General features: G+C 71.0%; 12 protein-coding genes. 4 read left to right on the top strand and 8 right to left on the bottom strand.

Going from position 1 to position 18,468, the window contains the following annotated elements; genetic code table 11:
• Nucleotides 1–81 precede the first annotated feature (81 nt).
• Nucleotides 82–1,986: a response regulator gene (locus tag WMF42_RS04035; RefSeq protein WP_437690287.1), complete on the top strand. Its 1,905-nt coding sequence runs from the start codon at nucleotides 82–84 to the stop codon at nucleotides 1,984–1,986.
• A 44-nt stretch (nucleotides 1,987–2,030) separates the two neighbouring features.
• Here WMF42_RS04035 and WMF42_RS04040 read toward each other — a convergent pair whose 3' ends face one another.
• Entirely contained in the window at nucleotides 2,031–6,086 is a 4,056-nt protein-coding gene (locus WMF42_RS04040; protein ID WP_061612082.1) for a chemotaxis protein CheB, read from the bottom strand.
• A 399-nt stretch (nucleotides 6,087–6,485) separates the two neighbouring features.
• Nucleotides 6,486–7,013 carry a hypothetical protein gene (locus WMF42_RS04045; protein WP_061612083.1) on the bottom strand — a complete coding sequence of 176 codons (528 nt, stop codon included), beginning with the start codon at nucleotides 7,011–7,013 and terminating at the stop codon, nucleotides 6,486–6,488.
• A 398-nt stretch (nucleotides 7,014–7,411) separates the two neighbouring features.
• Here WMF42_RS04045 and WMF42_RS04050 point away from each other — a divergent pair, with 398 nt between their 5' ends.
• Nucleotides 7,412–7,918, top strand: a complete 507-nt coding sequence (locus tag WMF42_RS04050; protein ID WP_061612091.1) for a DUF1993 domain-containing protein — start codon at nucleotides 7,412–7,414, stop codon at nucleotides 7,916–7,918.
• Between the two features lie 46 nt (nucleotides 7,919–7,964).
• Here the strand turns inward: WMF42_RS04050 and WMF42_RS04055 are convergent, their stop codons facing one another.
• Nucleotides 7,965–8,240: a hypothetical protein gene (locus WMF42_RS04055; RefSeq protein ID WP_061612084.1), complete on the bottom strand. Its 276-nt coding sequence runs from the start codon at nucleotides 8,238–8,240 to the stop codon at nucleotides 7,965–7,967.
• A 350-nt stretch (nucleotides 8,241–8,590) separates the two neighbouring features.
• On the opposite strand from WMF42_RS04055, the gene WMF42_RS04060 reads away from it, so the two are divergent.
• Complete coding sequence (locus WMF42_RS04060; protein ID WP_437690290.1) at nucleotides 8,591–10,843, top strand: prolyl oligopeptidase family serine peptidase; 2,253 nt, start codon at nucleotides 8,591–8,593, stop codon at nucleotides 10,841–10,843.
• Between the two features lie 106 nt (nucleotides 10,844–10,949).
• Here the strand turns inward: WMF42_RS04060 and WMF42_RS04065 are convergent, their stop codons facing one another.
• Both WMF42_RS04065 and WMF42_RS04070 read right to left on the bottom strand, forming a co-directional pair.
• Nucleotides 10,950–12,275, bottom strand: coding sequence for a trypsin-like serine protease (locus tag WMF42_RS04065; protein ID WP_437690292.1), 1,326 nt, complete (start codon nucleotides 12,273–12,275; stop codon nucleotides 10,950–10,952).
• Nucleotides 12,276–12,818: 543 nt separating this feature from the next.
• The gene (locus WMF42_RS04070) at nucleotides 12,819–13,817 is read right to left on the bottom strand and encodes a hypothetical protein (protein ID WP_437690294.1); all 999 of its coding nucleotides are present in this window, start codon (nucleotides 13,815–13,817) and stop codon (nucleotides 12,819–12,821) included.
• Between the two features lie 482 nt (nucleotides 13,818–14,299).
• Between WMF42_RS04070 and WMF42_RS04075 the strand changes: the two genes are divergently transcribed.
• Nucleotides 14,300–15,181 (top strand): transglutaminase-like domain-containing protein, encoded by an 882-nt coding sequence (locus WMF42_RS04075; protein ID WP_437690296.1) that lies wholly within the window; start codon nucleotides 14,300–14,302, stop codon nucleotides 15,179–15,181.
• Between the two features lie 63 nt (nucleotides 15,182–15,244).
• On the opposite strand, the gene WMF42_RS04080 is transcribed toward WMF42_RS04075, so the two are convergent.
• The 3 genes from WMF42_RS04080 to WMF42_RS04090 all read right to left on the bottom strand — a co-directional run bounded on the left by WMF42_RS04080 (nucleotide 15,245) and on the right by WMF42_RS04090 (nucleotide 18,463).
• A complete protein-coding gene (locus WMF42_RS04080; protein WP_437690298.1) occupies nucleotides 15,245–16,417 on the bottom strand; it encodes a hypothetical protein in 1,173 nt (390 codons plus the stop codon).
• A 169-nt stretch (nucleotides 16,418–16,586) separates the two neighbouring features.
• Complete coding sequence (locus WMF42_RS04085) at nucleotides 16,587–17,792, bottom strand: FecR domain-containing protein (RefSeq protein ID WP_437690300.1); 1,206 nt, start codon at nucleotides 17,790–17,792, stop codon at nucleotides 16,587–16,589.
• Nucleotides 17,789–18,463: an RNA polymerase sigma factor gene (locus WMF42_RS04090; protein ID WP_437690302.1), complete on the bottom strand. Its 675-nt coding sequence runs from the start codon at nucleotides 18,461–18,463 to the stop codon at nucleotides 17,789–17,791. Before WMF42_RS04090 ends, WMF42_RS04085 begins: the two co-directional genes overlap by 4 nt.
• Nucleotides 18,464–18,468: the final 5 nt, after the last annotated feature.

Consider the following 18,468-nt stretch of genomic DNA (forward strand, 5'->3'; position numbering starts at 1 on the left):
GGCGCCGCCGGTCGTCAGATGCCGAGGAGGCTTGACTTCAGGGAAAGCCTCTGGGTCTCCTTGACCTTGGGGGGGTGATCCATGTCCGCAGAACCCGGCCGGGCTCCGCCGGCCCCGTGCTTTCGCCTCTTGCTGATCGAGGACAGCGCCATTGCGGCCTCGATCGTGCAAAGCCACCTCGACGCGGTGCCGTGGCAGCGCGCCGAGCTCGCGCACGCGGAGACGCTCGCGGCGGGGCTCGCCCGCGTGAAGGAGGGGTGGGACGTCGTCCTCCTGGACCTCGGTTTGCCGGACGGCGAGGGCCTCGAGGTGGTCGAGCGCGTTCGGGACGTCGATCCCCGTGTGCCCATCGTTGTGCTCACGGGCCATGACGATGTCGGCCTGGCCGAGCGCGCGCTCGGCGCCTCGGTGCAGGACTACCTGGTGAAGCGCCGGCTCGACGCCGACGCGCTGTGGCGCGCGATCCGCCACGCGGTCAGCCGTCAGCAGCTCGTCACGCAGCTCGCGCGGACCATGGCCGAAGCGCGGGAGAACGAGGCCAACCTGCACCAGCTCATCGCCCGGAGCGCCGACGGGGTGGTCGTGCTGGAGCCCGGCGGGACGGTGCTGTTCGCGAACCCGGCCGCGGAGGGGCTCCTGGGCGACGGGCGCCTCGTCCGCGGGCGGGGCTGCCCGGTGGCGCTCGGGGCGGGGGAGACGACGCTCGATCTGGACGGCCTCCCTGTCGTCCTCGACGTCCGCTGGGTCGACGTGGACTGGCAGGGTCGGCCGGCGAGGATGGCGCTGCTGCGCGACGTGACAGGGCGGCGCCGGGCCGAGGAGCTGAGGCTCCGGCTCGAGCGCAGCGAGCGGCTCGCCGCGGTGGGCCAGCTCGCGGCGGGCGTCGCCCACGAGATCAACAACCCGCTCGCGTACGTGGTGGCGAACCTGGAGCTGCTCGCCCGCGAGATCAAGCGCCTGGCCGACACCGGCGCTCCCACAGAGCGGCTCGGCCAGCCGCTCGCCGACGCGTGTCACGGCGCGGCGCGGGTGATGCACATCGTGCGGGATCTCGGGGTGTTCGCGCGCGGGGAGGCCAACGAGGCGATCGGGCCGACGGACGTCAATGCGGTGATCGAGAGCGCCCTCAACATCGTTCACACGCAGATGAAGCACCGCGCGCGCGTCGTGCGCGAGCTCGCCCCGATCTCCCGCGTTGGCGGGGCGGAGGGCCGCTTGACGCAGGTGTTCGTGAACCTGCTCATCAACGCGGCGCACTCCATGGGAGAAGGGCGCGTTGCCGACAACCTCGTCGAGGTGCGCACCCGCGAGCAGGACCGCGAGGTCATCGCCGAGATCGTCGACTCGGGCTGCGGGGTGGCCGAGGAGCACATGCACCGGCTGTTCGAGCCGTTCTTCACGACGAAGCGCGCGGGGGAGGGGACGGGGCTCGGGCTCGCGATCTGCCGGAGCATCGTCGAGTCGTGCGGCGGGAGCATCGGGATCAGCAGCAAGGTCGGCGTGGGCACGTGCGTCCGCATCCGGCTGCCCGTGTGGGCGAGCGAGGAGCCGGCGGCGCTGCCCGCGCCGGCGCGCGACGAGGGGGCGGCGCGGCGCGGCCGGATCCTGATCGTGGACGACGAGCCGCTGATCTTGCGCGCGCTGCGGGGGATCCTCGGGACGACGCACGAGGTCGTGGGCGTGGGCTCGGGGGCGCAGGCGCAGCGCACGCTCCTGCTGGACGCGGGCTTCGATGTGGTGCTCTGCGATATCGTGATGCAGGAGGGCACGGGCATCGAGCTGCACGAGTGGATGGAGGCGGAGCTGCCGGCGCTCGCCGAGCGAGTGCTGTTCATGACGGGGGGCGCGACGAGCGAGGTGAGCCGGCGGTTCCTGGCGGCGCACGGGGGGCGCGTGCTGGCGAAGCCGATCGAGCCGGCGGAGCTCGTGGAGCGGGTGGAGGCGCTGCTCGCGGGGAGGGCTGTCGACGCGGCGGGGGCGGCGTAGCGGCCGGGCGGCGCGGCGCCAGAGCGCCCCGCGGGGCGAGCGCGTCAGGCGCAGCGCTCGCCGGCCGCCGGCTCGCCGTCGGCGAGCAGCCGCTTGAGCGTGGCGAGGTCGACGGGCTTCACGAGGTGCTCGTCGAACCCGGCTCCGCGCGCCTTCTCGCGGTCGTTCTGCTGCCCGTAGCCGGTGAGCGCGATCAGATAGACGTCGTCGTGCTGGCGCTTCTCGCGGACGCGGCGCGCGAACTCCAGGCCGTCGATCCCCGGAAGCCCGATGTCCACGATGGCGATGTGCGGGCGCACCGCGTCCATGAGCTCGATCCCCGAGATCCCGTGGTCGGTAGAGTGGCACTCGAACCCGGCGCGCGTCAGGAGCGCGCAGAGCGCCTCGCGGCCGTCGGCGTTGTCCTCCACGACGACGACCCGCGATCCCTTGGGAAACCTCCTGAGGAGCGACCCGCTTGCCGTCTCCTTCTCGTACGCCCGCTGGGTGATCGGCAGCCGCACCTCGAACTCGCTGCCTTTGCCCTCTCCGTCGCTCCGCGCGCTCACGGTGCCGCCGTGCTTCTCCACGAGGCCACGGACGAGCGTGAGCCCCAGGCCGAGCCCCCCCGCCGACCGGTCCAGCGTGCGGCTCGATTGCACGAAGAGCTCGAACACGGTGTCGAGCATCTCCTTCGGGATCCCGACGCCATCGTCCCTCACGCGGATCACGGCGTGTCCGTCCACGCGCCTGGCCTCGAGGGTGACGTGACCGCCCCGCGGGGTGTACTTCGCAGCGTTGTTGAGCAGGTTCACCTGGACCTGCTGGAGCCGCGCAGGGTCGCCCTCGACCCAGATCGGCTCGGGATCGACAACGGCCGAGAACCTGACGCCGCGCCTGTCCATCAGGTTCTTGGCCGCGTCGGTGGCGTCCTTCACCACGGAGCCGAGGTCGAGCACGCGCTTACGAAGCTCGATCTTGTTCTGCGTGACGCGGCTCGCCTCCAGCAGATCGTCGAGCAAGCGCGCCATCTGCGCGGACTGACGCTCGAGGATCTGCAAGACCTTCTCGTCGACCCCGGAAGCGCCGTTCGACGCGGCGCTGTCTTCCTTGAGCAGCGCCGTGGCGTGGACGATCGCGCCGAGCGGATTGCGGAGCTCGTGCGACAGCATGGCGAGGAACTCGTCGCGCCGCCGCACGGCGTCCTTGATCTGCTCCTCCGAGCGCTTCTGCTCCGTGACGCTCCGGAAGATCCCGATGATGCCCACGATGTGGCGCGCGGCATCCATGAGCGGGAGCCGCGTGACGAGGTCCCACTCCACGCCCCCGTCCTGCCGCAGGCGCTTCTCGAGCTTGTAGTGCTGCGCCTCGCCGGTCCGCAGCACCACCTCGTCCTGCTGGTGAACGGCGAGCGCCGCCTGGTGCCCCGGGAGCTCGAAGCCCGTCTTGCCAGCGGCCTCGCGCGGGTCGGAGAGGCCGAGGCGCTCCGCCATGGCGTGGTTGGTGCGAATGAACCGGCCGCGCGCGTCCTTGAAATAGATCGCGTCGGGCACGCTGAGCAGCAGGCTGTTCAGGAGATAGCGCTCGTGGAAGAGCGCGTCCTCCGCCGCCTTGAGGCCGCTCACGTCGATCAGCGTGAGCACGACCCCCGCGACGGTGCCCTTGGCGCGGTAGGGGAGGATGCGGAGGAAGAACGAGCGATTGTGTCGATCGCGCAGCTCGCGCTCCACGCGCTCCCCCGTCGCGAGCACGCGCCGGAGATCCTCGGTGAGCTCCGGGTGATCGACCGCGTACGTGAACGTCTCGATCGGCCGGCCGACGTCCTGCAAGAGCAGGTTGAAGCTCTCCGCGATCTGCGGCGTGAACTTCCTGATCTTGAGCTCCTTGTCGAGGAAGATCGTGCCGATGTCCGTGCTCGACAGGAGGTTCTCCATGTCGTTTCCGAGCTCGGTGAGATCGGCGATCTTCCGCTGGTACTCCGCGTTCACCGAGTAGAGCTCCTCGTTGACGCTCTGGAGCTCCTCGTTCGTGCTCTGCAGCTCCTCGTTGGAGGCGAGGAGCTCCTCGTTCGCCGCCTGCAGCTCCTCGTTGCTCGCCTCGAGCTGCTCGGTCGTCGCCTGCAGGCTCTGCCTCGTGTACACGAGCTCCGCCTCGAGCGCGCTGAGCTGCTCGCGCGAGACGTCGTCGAGGTTGATCTCCTTCTCCGGCATCGCCGCCCGCCGCGGCGCCCCCTCGATCGCGTCGAAGGTGATGAGGACGTGGGGCAAGGTGCCTCGCCGGCTCTCGACCCGGCGGATCGTGACCTTGTACACGCCGCCCTCCGCGCGCACCCCCTTGAACACGATCGCCGAGGGCTCCTTGAGGGCGCGCTGGAGGCCCCCCGTCAGCATCATCTTGAGATCGCAGTCCAGCATCTCGAACGCGTTGAGCCCCTGTCTGCCATCCTTGACCTTCAGGAAGCGGCTCGCCCCGCCGAACGCGTGGACGAGCTCGCCCGCGTCGTTGACGAGGAGGCTCGGAGGCATGAACTCGTCGAGCAGCGCGTCGTAGGTCCCGAGGAGATGCGTCACCGGGTGGCGCGCGACGGGCGCGGTGATCCCGGAGCGCGGGGCGCCCTGGCCCTTCGGCGACGCCGGCTGGAAGCGCGGATCGACCTGCATCCGGCGGTCGCTGTACTTCCGGTAGATCCGCCACTGTTTGTTGACGACCTCGAAGTCGTGCGCGAGGTGCCCCGGGGTCTCGCTGGGCCCGAGGAGGACCACGCCCCCGCGGTTGAGCGCGAAGTGAAAGAGGCTCAGGACCTTCTGCTGCGCCGCCGGCTGGAGATAGATGAGCATGTTGCGGCAGCTGATGAAGTCGACGCGCGTGAACGGCGCGTCCTTGATCACGTTGTGGTGCGCGAAGACGACCGCCTGGCGCAGATCGGGGACGATCTGGTAGCTGCGTCCGCGCCGGATGAAATACCGCTCGAGGCGCTCGGGCGAGACGTTCCCCACCGCCTCTTCCTCGTAGATCCCGCGCGTCGCGAGCTCGAGCGAGCCGTGGTGCACGTCGGTCGCGAAGATCTTGAACGGGCGCTGGCCGCTCCGGGACGTGAGCTCGTGGAGGAGGATGGCGAGCGAATAGACCTCTTCGCCCGTCGCGCAGCCGGCGACCCACACGCGGAACGGCGCGTCGCGCGGCCCCTCCCGCAGGAGCGCGGGGAGCACCTCCTCCTCGAGGATGCCGAACGCCTCCTCGTTCCGGAAGAAGCGCGTCACGCCGATGAGGAGGTCGCGGTAGAGCACGTCGAGCTCTGTCGACTCGCTCTTCAGGCGCCTGATGTACTGGTCGAGATCGTCCGTGTGCGCGAGCTGGATCCGCCGCTCGATGCGCCGGGTGATGGTGCTCGGTTTGTAGTGGGTGAAGTCGATGCCGAACTGCTCCTCGAGCATCTGGTAGACACCGGTCATCGCTTGATCGACGCCGGCCACGTGCCGCTCCGGCCGGCGCCCCTCGGACCTCACGTGCTCGAGGAGGACGCGCGGCATGTCCTGCGGCGGCAAGACGCAGTCGGCGACGCCGGCGTCGCGCGCGGTCTTCGGCATCCCGTCGAACTGCGCGCTGTCGACGTCCTGCACGACGACGAGGCCGCCCGCCTCGTGGACCGCGCGGATCCCGCGCGAGCCGTCGCTCCCGCCCCCGGAGAGGACCACGGCGACCGCCCGCGTGCCGCAGTCCTGCGCGAGGGATCGGAAGAACACGTCGATGGGCAGCGTGAGCTCCTGGTCGGGATCCCTCTCGCTGAGGAGCAGGTGACCCCCGGAGATGATCATCTCCTTCTTCGGCGGGATCAGGTACACGTGGTCGGGCTCGACAAGCATCCCGTCCTCGACGAGGTGAATGGGCAGCTCGGTGCGGCGCCCGAGGATCTCGTCCATCAGGCTCCTGAAGTCCGGCGACAGGTGCTGGACGACGACGAACGCCATCCCGCTCTCCTTCGGGAGGTTGTTGAAGAAGTGCTCGAGCGCCTCGAGCCCCCCCGCCGATGCGCCGATCCCCACCACGTAAGGCCCGGCCGCCGGCGGGGCCGCGCGGGGTCTTGCGTTGGTCGCGTCGCGCATCTCGCGTTCGGTCGGCATCCCGAGCTCAACGGCAGCAAACGTGCCCAGGCTGTGTCCGCTCGGGAGAGCGTCCACGGGGCCGAACTTCCCGGATCTCGGGCAGCGGGCGGCCGTCCGAGCCGTGACAAAATGCCACACCTTGTGTCACATCGCGCGCCACCTCGTCACGTTCTCGGCGACGGAGCGCCGGCTCGCTGGGCGACAAGGTCAGCCGGCGCGAGGAGCGCGAGGCGGCGGCGCGGGCCTGACGCGGGCCGCCCTGGAGCCCGGGGCGGGCCGGCTTCCGCGGTTGGCCGGCACCCCGGATGAAGAGATCGACCGACAGCGTACGATTCCGTGAAATCGGTCCCTGCAATGGACAGCGATCCCGGCGCGCTGACCGCCGCGGCGCTGCTCATCTCCCGGGCTCCCCGGCGCTCAGCTACCGCCGCAGGCCTCGTACTGCGACTTGCACGCGTCCATCGCCGCCTGTTCCACGCAAGGCCCGCAGTCTGCCGTCAACCCCCTGCCGGCGCACTCCGACGCGCACGCGTCGGCGCAGACGTCTGCCGCGCACACGCACGCGATGAGCGCGTCCGTCTCGGGGTCCTGGTTGAACGCCGTGCTCGGATCGCAGCCTGGCACGCAGGCGCAGCAGATGCCGTCGCCCTGACAGCACCCGTCGCCGCGCCCCGTGGGGCAGGAGCAGTCGCTGCCGTCCTGTTCCATGCACGGCCCGTAGCCGCTGCCGTCGGCGAGGCACGTGGCGACGCCCGGCTCCCGGACGGCGTGGCAGGTGCACGACATGGTCGTTCCCGGCGCGCAGGCCGCCCCGGTGGCCGAGCTTTCGCTTGTCGAGGTGGCGGTCGACCCGCCGCTCCCGGTCGGATCCGGGTCGGTCGTCGTGGAGCCGCACGCGACCGAGAGCGCAGCCGTGACCAGGCAGAGAGAGAGGATGTCTCGCATGGTCACACCCTATATCCTGCCGCCGGAGCCGACGTCGAGTCGCATCACGGCGCTCCCACGAGGAGCCGGGCGCGCGCCCGGCGCTGCGCCCTGCACGTGGGGGCGGGCGCATGCGCAGTCGAGATGGTTCACACTACTTCACAGGCGCGCCTCGAGGGGCGCCCTGCGTGCCCTGTTCTGCGCGCCTGCGTGGTGGAGTCCGCGGGCGCGGCGCGCGCGGGCCGTGCTGGAGCATGGCAAGGCGGCGGGCGGTGCTGGCGCGACATCGCGCTTGCGCGAGGGGGATGGCGTCTCTATGTTCGCGCCCCGCGCTTCCCCGCCGGCGGCGCCCCTGCGCCGCGCTGCATTTGTCGTGCGGGGCCGCGCGGCTCGTCCCGTGCGGTAACAAGGAGATGAACATGGCGATCTCGATGTATCAGGCCTCGATTCCTGTGCTCGTGAGGATGTTTGGCAACCTCTCGGCGATCCTCACCAAGGCCGCTGCGTATGCCGAGGCGAAGAAGATCGAGCCGCGCGTCCTGCTCGACGCGCGCCTCGCCCCGGACATGCTGCCTCTCACGCGTCAGGTGCAGATCGCCTCGGACACGGCCAAGGGCTGTGGGGCGCGTCTCGCCGGGGTCGATGTGCCGAAGTACGAGGACAACGAGGCCAGCTTCGACGAGCTACAGGCCCGCATCGCGAAGACGGTGGCGTTCCTGAACGGCCTGCGGCCCGAGCAGATCGACGGCTCCGAGGATCGCGACGTCTCGATCCCCACGCGCGGCCAGCCGTTGCAGTTCAAGGCCCTGCCTTACCTGCTGAACTTCGCCCTGCCCAACTTCTATTTCCACGTGATGACCACCTACGCCATCCTGCGCCACAACGGCCTGGATATCGGCAAGATGGACTACCTGGGCCAGCCTTGAGGAGAGGCGGCCGGGCAACTCGGGCTGACCCCGACCCGCCGCGAAGCTACCTCTCGCCCTCTTCGCCGTCGTCCTCCGCAGGAGGAGCCGGCCGCTCGCCCGCCGCTACCTGGAGCTCCCGGACGATCGAGAGCAGCGCCGGGCAGCAGAAGCGCTCGACGACGGACCCGTCGGGCGCGAGCTCGAAGCTCGGCGGCCCGCCGTGCATCGGACACGCAACGTCCGCGTACCTCGACTCGAGATCCTTCAGGACGCTCTCATCCACCTCGCGGACCTCGATGTCCCCGGTCCCGAGCGCTTCTTCCTTCTCGTCGATCGCCATGCGGCGCACGCTAGCACGAAGAGCTCCGCGCCTCGCGCGCTCACCTCGTCGCCTGACGAGCTCATCTTCCGGCGCAGGGACGTCAACAGCCGTCCGAGATCAAGAAACAAAATAGCAGCGCCGCCGGGCGCCTCGGGGGGTAGCGGAGGCCGCCGGCGGTGCTGGCTGTCGGATAAGCACCCTTCGTACCAGGCGCAGACCCCCGAAATCCCCGAGATTCTGTCCAGGGCATGCCCGACGCCTTGCGATCCTGCGAGGCAGGGGCTTGCACGGCTGCAGGATCGTGCCCCCGCCCCCGGGCCGATTCTTTCTTCCTCGCGGCGCCTGCGGCGGCGGCTAGCTTCGCAGGCATGAGCCGCCCGCACACGACCACAGCCGTCACCCTGGCGCTGCCGCTGCTCGCGGCGTGCAGCGCGCCCTCGCCCCGGCCGCCGGAGCAGCCCGCCGCGGCCCCGCCCGCCGCGGCCTCGTCGCCGTCCGCCGCGCCCGCCGCCCCCGGAAGCGGCGCGCGCCTGCCGTATCCGGAGACCGCGAAGCGGCCGGTCACGAACGAGTACCACGGCACCCGCGTCGTCGACGAGTACCAGTGGATCGAGAGCGGAAGCTCCCCCGAGGTCCAGCGCTGGATCGCCGACCAGAACCGGCTCACGCGCGGCTACCTCGACGCGCTGCCCCTGCGCGCCGCCGTCCGGGCGCGCGTCCAGGAGATCCTGTCGGCGACGTCCGCGAACTACTTCGCGCTCGACGAGGCCGGCGGACAGCTCTTCGCGCTCAAGGCGCAGCCGCCGAAGCAGCAGCCCTCCCTCGTCGTCCTGAAGTCCGCGAGCGACCCTGCGGCCGAGCGGATCCTCGTCGACCCGGAGGTCGTCGACCCGAAAGGTCACACGACGATCGACTGGTTCGTCCCCTCGCGCGACGGCAAGAAGGTCGCTGTGTCCATGTCCGAAGGCGGCACCGAAAACGGCACCGTGCGTGTCTACGACGTCGCGACGGGCAAGGAGACGGGCGACACAGTCCCTCACGCGAGCAGCGGCACCGCCGGCGGCAGCCTCGCGTGGAGCGGCGACGGCAAGGGGTTCTACTTCACCCGGCACCCGCACCCCGGCGAGCGCCCGCAGGAGGACATGGGGTTCTTCCAGCAGATCTACTTCCACAAGCTCGGCACGCCGGAGAAGGAAGACCAGTACGCGCTCGGCAAGGAGTTCCCCCGCATCGCCGAGGTCGAGCTCACGACGAGCGAGAGCGGCAAGCTCGTGCACGCCAGCGTGCAGAACGGCGATGGAGGCGAGTACTGGCACTACCTCCTCGACGCCTCGGGCAAATGGACCCGCTTCGCCGACCTGCCGGACAAGATCCTCCGGGTCAGGTTCGGCGTCGACGACCGCCTCTATCTCTTGTCGCGCAAGGACGCGCCGCGCGGCAAGGTGGTGCGCCTCGCCCCGGGCAAGCTCGACCTCGCGCAGGCGGAGCTCGTGGTGCCCGAGGGCGAGGCGGTGATCCAGGACTTCCTGCCCACGAAGACCCGGCTCCACGTCCTGGACCTCCTCGGCGGCCCGTCCCAGGTCCGCGTCTTCGACCTGAAGGGCAAGGCGCTCGGGGAGGTGCCGATCCCGCCGATCTCCTCGGTGCGCCAGCTCGTGCGCGCGACCGGCGACGACGTGCTCTTTCGCGGCGTGAGCTACACCGAGCCGGCCGCCTGGTACGCGTACTCGGCCAGGGACGGCAAGGTGACGAAGACGGCCCTCGCGATGACGGCCCCTGTCTCGTATGCCGACGTGGAGGTCACCCGCGAGGTGTGCACCTCGAAGGACGGGACCAAGGTGCCAGTCAGCGTCCTGCGCCGCAAGGGGACGGCGCTCGACGGGACCGCGCCGGCGCTGCTCACGGGGTACGGGGGGTACGGGGTCAGCCTGTCTCCCGGGTTCAACCCGCTCTGGCGGCTCTGGTTCGACGAGGGAGGGGTGCTGGCCCTCGCCAACCTGCGCGGAGGCGGCGAGTTCGGCGAGGCATGGCACCGCGGCGGCAACCTGCTCAACAAGCAGAACGTCTTCGACGACTTCGCCGGGTGCGCGAAGCACCTCGTCGACAGGCGCTTCACGAGCCCGGATCGGCTCGCCATCCTCGGCGGCTCGAACGGCGGCCTGCTCATGGGCGCGCAGCTCACCCAGCACCCGGAGATGTACAAGGCGGTCGTCTCGCACGTCGGCATCTACGACATGCTCCGGGTCGAGCTCACCCCGAACGGCGCCTTCAACGTGACCGAGTTCGGCACGGTGAAGGATCCCGCGCAGTTCAAGGCGCTCCACGGCTACTCGCCGTACCACCATGTCAAGGACGGGACCGCGTATCCGGCGACCCTGTTCCTGACGGGCGCGAACGACGCGCGGGTGGATCCGTTCCATTCGCGGAAGATGGCGGCGAGGATGCAGGCGGCCACGTCGGGCGCGGCGCCCATCCTGCTCAGGGCGAGCGGCTCGACGGGCCACGGGCTCGGGACGCCGCTCTCCGAGCAGATCGAGGAGCAGACCGACGTGTTCTCGTTCCTCTTCGCGCAGCTCGGGCTCGACTTCCCGCCGGCGAAGGGAGAGGGGGCGCCCCGGTGACGAGAGCGGCCGCGGGCCGCGCGCCCGGTCAGGCGTGCGGCCCCGGCCCCGTCGAGGCGCGCCTCGGTCGACGCGCCTCGATCACCAGGTCTTCACAGGTCCCGGGCTACCAGGTGCTGAAGTAGGCCCACGCCTGGTTGCCGGCGGACGCCTCGAAGCAGTAGCCGCCGTTGCGCTTGGCGGGCAGCGTGATGTTGCCGCCGTTGCATGTCACGGTCGTGCCGTTGACCTCGAACGTGCGGCCGCTCGCGAAGTTGCCGCAGTTGGCGCCGGTCAGGTTCGCCGTTGTCTCGAAGCAGACCGCGCTGGTGCCGAGGTTGCCCGAGTTGTAGCTCGGGCCCGAGAACAGGGTGGGGCTCGTGCAAAGGCCGCTGCACGCCGTCCCGCCGCCGGCCTGGCAGACCCCGGCCACGCAGTTCGCGCTTGTGCAGTCCGCGTTGACGCTGCATGTATCGCCGTTCGCGCAGTCGGCCGTGCAGGTGCCGCCGCAGTCGACGTCGGTCTCGGTGCCGTTCTGCACGCCGTCCGTGCAGGTCGGCGCGGTGCCGCCGTTGATCACGCTCACCCCGAGGGCCTGGAGCCACGAGGTCACCGTGTAGCGCGCCGAGGTGTCGAGCCGCGTGTGCCAGTTGGTCTGCGACGGGTTCGAGCCGGGCGCGGAAGGGAACGTGTAGTAGGCGTTGACGCCCACGACGATGAGATCGGTCGCGCTCTGGCGGTAGAGCGGGCCGCCCGAGTCGCCGGGGCACAGGCTGGCGTTGGAGGTGCTGGCGTAGTAGCCCGGCGTGAGCACGTACGACGCCGCGACGTCGTTGATGGCGGTGCCGGAGACGTAGGAGCCGGGGTGATTCAGGATCGAGGAAGCCGCCGCGGTGAGGTTCTGGAGCTTGAAGATGTTGGACATCCCTGCGCCGGGCGTCTCGCAGCCGTAGCCGGTCGCGACGACGGGATCCCCCACCGCCACCGCCGCCCCGTCCACCGAGGCCGCCGGGATCGTCGGCGAGAGCTCGTTGACGACGACCACCGCGAGGTCGGGCGTGTGTCCCGGGTTCAGGACGTTGACCCCGCAATCGGGCGCTCCCCCCGCCCGCGCGGCTGTGCAGTCCGCGATCCACTGCGGGTGGATGTACGTCTGCTCGATCGTCAGGTTGACGTAGGGCGAGATCGGGGGCGTGTTGTCGGCGCTGACCGAGTAGGACCCGCCCGGCCCGAACCACGGTTCCACCGTGGCGGTGTACAGGTCATCCACGCAGTGAGCGGCGGTCAGGAAGTGACGCGGTCCGACCTTCGCCGCGGTGCAGCCCCCTGCGAGGACGGTGGAGGGGTACTGCGTTTCGAGCGCCGGCGTCCCGCCGATCAGCTCGTCGTTCGCCGCGGCGATCTCCTCGGAGGTCTCGTCGTAGCCCTCCACGCTGCAGGCGGCCAAGGACAATGAGAGCAAAGCATAGACAGGTGCGCGCACTGGTTGCTTCTCCTGTCGTCCCGATGCGCGATGGCCCCGCGCGCCGCCGCCTGCCTCGCGCGCGTCCCCCCGGGGGTGGCGCGCGAGCCCGCCTGTGGCGCCCGCGCCCCGCGCGCCGCCCGCTCGGAGCGCGGCCTCGGGGCGCGGATGCGCGGATGTCAGGGGGTCGCGTGCCCCTCCAGGGGTCCACGTCGAGCGCTCAGGAAGCGCGGCAGTCCAGGGGGACTGCCCGCGCGGGATCACGTCGTGATCGGTCCGACGCCCACTGTCTAGTCCGCCCGGCGGCCACCATCCAAGTCGTAAACAGCATGGACGTCATGCAGTGCGTGCATAGCACTTTCCCGACGCCAGCCATGATGCGCGACTCCGGCCGTTCGCGGTCCGCGCTGGACTATGAACCGATTAAGTTCTCCGCTCGCCCCCGTTCCTTGCACGTTCTGGAGCCGGGCCAGCGCACCGCCGCGACCGTCCCGGCGAGCGCTCACGCGCCCGACGGCGCTTACCAGCGACGCTTCAGAGCTTCGGCGCGAGGAGGTCGCGATGGACGTCCACGACGTAGCGCATCGTGCGGCGCACCTTGTGCCAGTCGTAGGCGCGAACGGAGTCGAGGATCCCCGCGACATCGAAGGACGGCAGATCGGAGGACTGACGCACGAGGCTGCCGCCGAGCGAGAGGAAGAGCTGGGTCCGCTCCGAGCCCGTGCCGACGATCTTCTCGAACTTGTCGTCGAGCGTGCCGCTGAGCGGCTCGATCTCGATGGCGAGGCGCGGCAGGAGCATCGCGAACATGTCGTCGACGGTCTCCACCTCGGCGGCACGGACATGCTGGAGATTCCAGATCAGGTAGCGGCGCAGGCGGCTCTCCGCGAGCGTCTTGATGCTGTCCCCCTGTTCGACGCGATCGAAGATCTCCATGCCACGGACAGCGGTATCGATGTAGTCCCGGGCGATCTGCTCGAGGCTCTGGTTCTCCGGCTTCACGCGCGCGCGCCATGCGATCGCGGTGGCGAGCGACACGGCATCGGCGATGTAGTCGATCTCCTCCAGGACGACCGAGGCATGAGAGACGCCGGAGTGATTCGATGTATAGAGGCCCTGATCGAGGTGCAGGGTCTCGTGCAGGACCATGATCTGGACGAAGCGCTCGAGCGTCGCGGCATCGAGCTGCCGCATGGTCTCGATCATGCCTTCACCGAACTCGATGTAGCCGTCGAGGAGGTTCAGATCGTAGAACCCGGCGGAGGCCTCCGGCCTGAGCTTGATGCGTCGGAAGTGACGGACGAACTGCTTCTTGTCGGAGGTCCCATCGGACGGCACGTCTTCAGGGGCGATGGTGCTCTGGATCTCCTCCAGGGCGTGCCTGATGCCTTCGAGCACCTGGGCGCGCACCGCGCGGTGTTCATCGGCGTGGCTGATGGACTGTGGACTGGTCGGCTGATAAGGCCGGTGCGTCGACGGGTTGATGACAGACGCCGCGTCCGTTACAGCGACACTCGTGCTCTCGCCGATCATGGATCCTCCGCGTGGGTTGAGGGGATCCAGGAAGAGCAAAACGGTTGACCGATGTCAAGGCGAACGTGTTGCGCCTTACCGTTGCGGCGCAAATTCATAGTGCGAGCGGCGTGTCTTCCGGAGATGCTGTGCCAACTCCGTAGGTTGTCTGGCCCGGTCGTTCGGAGGCTCAGGACGGACACCGTAGGGCCTTCCCGCCCAATCGTCGGCTCGAGCTCCGCTGGCGCCAAGAGGAGGCGAGAGTTCAGGGTATTCATTCCCCTCGCGCCCCTGCGTTTTCGCGTCTTTGCGTTGAAGCCCGCGGGATTTCTGTCGCGCGACATCAGCGCGCGGCAGGGAGTCTCCAGCGCGCGGCAGGGCGTCTCTTCGCGCCCTCTCGCCACCTCGCTTCCCGCGCTCCCGCCTTCATGCGAAGCTCTTCCGCGCAGGCGGCAGCGCCCCCCGGATCAACATAGCGCGACACTGCTCGTGGAGGACGCACGATGAAGGCACCCCAGGAGATCCTCGACTTCTACACGCGCCCCGCGGCGATGACGTCCGCCGGCGCGCACGCGCCCCGGCTCGACGGGCTCCCGCGCGACGTGCCCTCGCTCGTCCGCGTCGTGCAGGGCCTCTTGCTGCACCAGCACTGGGCGCAGGCCTACGGCGTGGAGCTCTCGGACGAGCGCCGCGACGAGTCCCACCTCCGCCCGGTGGACCGGATGCTGGATCGCCTGCTCGCCCTCGACGATCGGCCGCTCTCCGCCGCCCGGCCGCTGGAGACGCGCCTCGTCGGCGTCTGCCGCCACTTCACGGTGCTCCTCACCGCCCTGCTGCGCGCCAGAGGGGTCCCTGCGCGGGCTCGCTGCGGCTTCGCCGGGTATTTCAACCCCGGCACCTTCGTGGACCACTGGGTCTGCGAGCACTGGAACGCAGCCGAGGCGCGCTGGGTGCTCGTCGACGCGCAGCTCGACGACGCGCAGCGGGCGGCGCTGCAGCCCGACTTCGACCTGCTCGACGTGCCGCGCGACCGCTTCGTTGTCGCGGGCGACGCCTGGGCGAAGGGCCGCGCGGGGGAGGCGGATCCGATGAAGTTCGGCTTCCTCGACGAGGGCGGGCTCTGGTTCATCGCCGGGAACGTCGCGCGCGATCTCGCGGCGCTCAACGGCATGGAGATGCTGCCCTGGGACGACTGGAGCGCGATGGTCGGCCCCGACGAGCCGCTGCGGGACGACCAGCTCGCGCAGCTCGACCGGCTCGCCGCGCTCACGCGCTCCCCCGACGCGCGCTTCGCCGAGCTGCGCGCTGCCTATGAGGGCGACGAGCGCCTGCGGGTGCCGGCGACCGTCTTCAACGCCGTGCTGAACCGTCAAGACACGATCTGAACGGCCGCCCCCCGCACCGCGCTGGGCCCCGGAGCGCGTTCGCCGTGCTCCGGGGGCCGCGGTTCACCGCGGGACGTCGAACGGCTGGCACACGCCGTTCGAGCACACGTCGCTGGCCCAGCAGCAGTCCGAGTTGGCCGCGCACTCCGCACCTGACTCGCTGCAGGTCTCGCCTTCGCCCGGATCCTCGCCCGGATCCTCGCCCGGATCCTCGCCCTCGTCGCCCCCGGGCGGGTCGTCGTCCTCGCACGTCGACTGGCACGGCCCCGGCGTCACGGTGAGCGTGTCCGACGGGTACTTGCTCGGCGACGCGTGCACGTAGCTGATCGTCGCGTCGCCGAAGCCCGCCGCGCCGAACGCCGAGGCGCTCAGCCACACGTCGTACACGACGCGGTAATCCCAGTCCGGCGACTCTGCATTGGGGGTGTAATTCTCGTCCGTGGCCGGCGAGTCGACCGTGTACCCGCCATAGCCGCACGCGTTGAGATCGCGGTCGAGCGACGTGGTGGCAGCGACGATGGCGCTCGCGTCCCCGAGGAGCATCTTGCCCTCTCCGCCGAGCACGCCGAGCGACCCGTAGCCGGAGGGCTTCGCCTCATCGGCCGAGAGATAGTCGACGAAGAAGTCGAGCACGAGCGCGCCTGTCCCGTCCGTGATCTGGAACTGGGCCTTGTCGCTGCCCACGAGATCCTTGAACGTGTGCCCCTTGTGCCCCTTCGGCTTCGGCGCATCGCCGGGCTTCGGCGCATCGCCGGGCTTCGGCGCGTCGCCGGGCTTCGGCGCGTCGCCGGGCTGCTCGCCGCCGCCCCAGCCGATGGCGGTCTCGCCGTACGTGTTGTCGACGAACGCAGGGTTCAGCGTCAGCCGCACGTGCACGAGCTCCTCGCCCTCGGCGATCTCGACGACGCGCTCGACGAAGGCCATCGGGGTGGTCTGATCGCCGTTGGCGTAATAACAGTCGATCTCGGCGGTCTCCTCCACCGGGGTGAACCGGCCGCGCCCGCCGCACGACAGCGGATCGAGGGCCGAGGTGATGGGATCGCCGGCGCCGGACAGGCCCGATCCCGGGAAGGTCGGGGCGGGCGTGCTCCCGCCCTCGTCCGAGGAGACGCACTCTTCCCCGGCGACGACGCCGCCGCCGGCGGTCCCTGTGCTCGGTCCGGTGCAGGCCGCGCCGACGACCGAGAGAAACAGCAGCCCACCACCCACCGATCCTGTGAACGCGAACGAACGCATGGAAGTCCTCCCTGCTCGAAGACGAGCACGACTTGGAGCGCGCCCGGCGATGCCGATCGCGGGCGCGATGATCTCCTCGATGCAGTGGAAGTAACCGGAGGCGCCGAGAGCAGGCAGCCGTTCGTCAGAAAGTGGCGAGGGCCGTCCGCCGGCCGTCAGCCGCGGGCGATCACGGGCGCGCCCCGCCGGCGCGGGACGCGGACGTGGCCTCCTCGTGCCCGAAGCCCCGCGGGTAGTCCTTGAGGTACCGGCGCGCCTCGGCCGCGGTCCGGTCCTTGTCGCCGAGCATCCCGATCGCCCGCAGCCGCTCCACGCGGGCGATCTCGGCGAGCGGCGAGTCCGGGTAGCGTCCGAGGAGGCGGTCGAGCCGCTCGATCGCCCGCCTGGGCTGCCCCTGCCTCCGGGCCTCCATCGCGCCCTGGAGCAGCTCGTTCTCGGCCGCCAGCGACGCGCGCGCCGGCCCTCCGCGCGCCCCGCGCGGCTCGCCGGCCCCGCCCTCGTCGCCCTCTCGCGCCGCGCCGTCCTGCTCCCGCGGCGGCGCCTGCGCGTCGCCGCGCTGCTCCTCGGCGGGCGGGTCCTGCCGGCGGGCCGGCTCGTCGTCGCGCGATGACCACGCCTCGCCCGGGCTCAGGAAGCGCTCGACCTCGCCGCGGCGCACGGCGACGCGCCCCTCGACGACCGACACGCGCGTCTCGGCCGCCTCGTCCGCCGCGCCGGGCCGCCGCTCGACCGAGAACCGCGTCCCGTGGACCGTGACCACCGCGTCCGCTGTGCGCACCGACAGGGTCACGCCCGCCGGCAGCGGCGGCACGTCGACCGAGATCCGCCCCCGATCGAGGGCGACGACGTCGTCGAAGCGGTCGCGCCCGGCCCCGGACGGCGTGAACCTCACGCGCGTCGACGGCCCGACCTCGACGGTGGCGCCCGTCGCGAGCGACGCCCTCGCCATCGCGCCCTCGCCTGTCCGCAGCTCCTCGCCGCTCGTGAGCGGCACGAGGGCGAGCGACGGCGGCGAGCGCGTCGCGTCCCCGGCCGCGATCTCGACAGCGCCCTGGAGCGCCGTCACCTGCGCCGCGGCGTCGGGGAGGGGGCGCGCCCGGAACACGACAGCCACGCCCGCGGCCGCCGCGGTCAGCGCGGCCGCGAGCGCCGCCGCGGCGATGGCGGCGCGCCTCCGCCGGCCAGCGCGGGCGCGCCGCGCCGCTTCCTCGGCGGCGAGCCTGTCGATGCGGCCGGCGATCTGCTGCTGGAGGTACCGCGCCTGGGCCCTGGGCAGCGGCGGCACCGGCTGCTCGACAAGCGCCCGCAGCGAGGCCTCCACGACCGGCGCCGCGGGGCGCTCCTCCGGGGTGGCGTCCACGTCGTCCTGCTTCATCGTAGCTCCTCGGGTCGAGCGGGGTCGGGTCGCGTCGCCGGGCCGGATTCCCAGCGCGCCTGGAGCTCCCGCCGCCCCCGCGACAGCCGGGACTGGGCCGCGGCCGCGGAGACGCCGGTCAAGTCTGCGATTTCATTGAGGGAATAGCCCATGACATGGAGCAGCAGCGCGGTCGCGCGGTCGCCGTCCATCGCCGCGAGGTGCCGGCGAAGCGCCTCGAGGTCGCGCTGCGCGCTCACCTCCCGCTCGGGGTCAGCGCTCCGCGAGGGCGGCTCGGGCCCGCCCTCGGGGGCCGGCGTGCGATCGATGACCCTGCGCTCGCGCCGGCGGGCGCGCAGCGCGGTCAGCCCGATGTGGCAGGCGATGACGGACGCCCAGCCGGCCAGGCTGCACTCCCCCGCGAAGCGGCGCTTCGCGAGCGTGCTCACGATCTGCTCGAACGCGCCCTGCACGAGGTCGGCATGGTCCTGCTCCCGGCAACCGAGGATCCGGTACAGGGTCCGGTCGACCACGGGAAGCAGGTGCTCGTACAGGCGCAGGCCGATGCCTCGCTCGCCCCGCTGGAAGGCGAGCAGGAGCTCCTCGTCGCTGGCGGGCGCGGGTTGCTCGGCGCCTGGAGCGGAGACGAGCCTGAGCCGGCGGCTCGCTTGTCGTGGCTCGGCGGTTCCCATGCTGG

This window comes from Sorangium sp. So ce176 (assembly GCF_051519835.1).
Classification (GTDB): domain Bacteria; phylum Myxococcota_A; class Polyangia; order Polyangiales; family Polyangiaceae; genus Sorangium; species Sorangium cellulosum_G.

What these genes read in the sequence shown, in the direction of transcription:
- WMF42_RS04080 (WP_437690298.1), bottom strand. Translation starts at nt 16,417, where the DNA reads ATGCGTTCGTTCGCGTTCACAGGATCGGTGGGTGGTGGGCTGCTGTTT.
- WMF42_RS04090 (WP_437690302.1), bottom strand. Translation starts at nt 18,463, where the DNA reads ATGGGAACCGCCGAGCCACGACAAGCGAGCCGCCGGCTCAGGCTCGTC.
- WMF42_RS04035 (WP_437690287.1), top strand. Translation starts at nt 82, where the DNA reads ATGTCCGCAGAACCCGGCCGGGCTCCGCCGGCCCCGTGCTTTCGCCTC.
- WMF42_RS04070 (WP_437690294.1), bottom strand. Translation starts at nt 13,817, where the DNA reads ATGATCGGCGAGAGCACGAGTGTCGCTGTAACGGACGCGGCGTCTGTC.
- WMF42_RS04085 (WP_437690300.1), bottom strand. Translation starts at nt 17,792, where the DNA reads ATGAAGCAGGACGACGTGGACGCCACCCCGGAGGAGCGCCCCGCGGCG.
- WMF42_RS04050 (WP_061612091.1), top strand. Translation starts at nt 7,412, where the DNA reads ATGGCGATCTCGATGTATCAGGCCTCGATTCCTGTGCTCGTGAGGATG.
- WMF42_RS04045 (WP_061612083.1), bottom strand. Translation starts at nt 7,013, where the DNA reads ATGCGAGACATCCTCTCTCTCTGCCTGGTCACGGCTGCGCTCTCGGTC.
- WMF42_RS04075 (WP_437690296.1), top strand. Translation starts at nt 14,300, where the DNA reads ATGAAGGCACCCCAGGAGATCCTCGACTTCTACACGCGCCCCGCGGCG.
- WMF42_RS04040 (WP_061612082.1), bottom strand. Translation starts at nt 6,086, where the DNA reads ATGCCGACCGAACGCGAGATGCGCGACGCGACCAACGCAAGACCCCGC.
- WMF42_RS04060 (WP_437690290.1), top strand. Translation starts at nt 8,591, where the DNA reads ATGAGCCGCCCGCACACGACCACAGCCGTCACCCTGGCGCTGCCGCTG.
- WMF42_RS04055 (WP_061612084.1), bottom strand. Translation starts at nt 8,240, where the DNA reads ATGGCGATCGACGAGAAGGAAGAAGCGCTCGGGACCGGGGACATCGAG.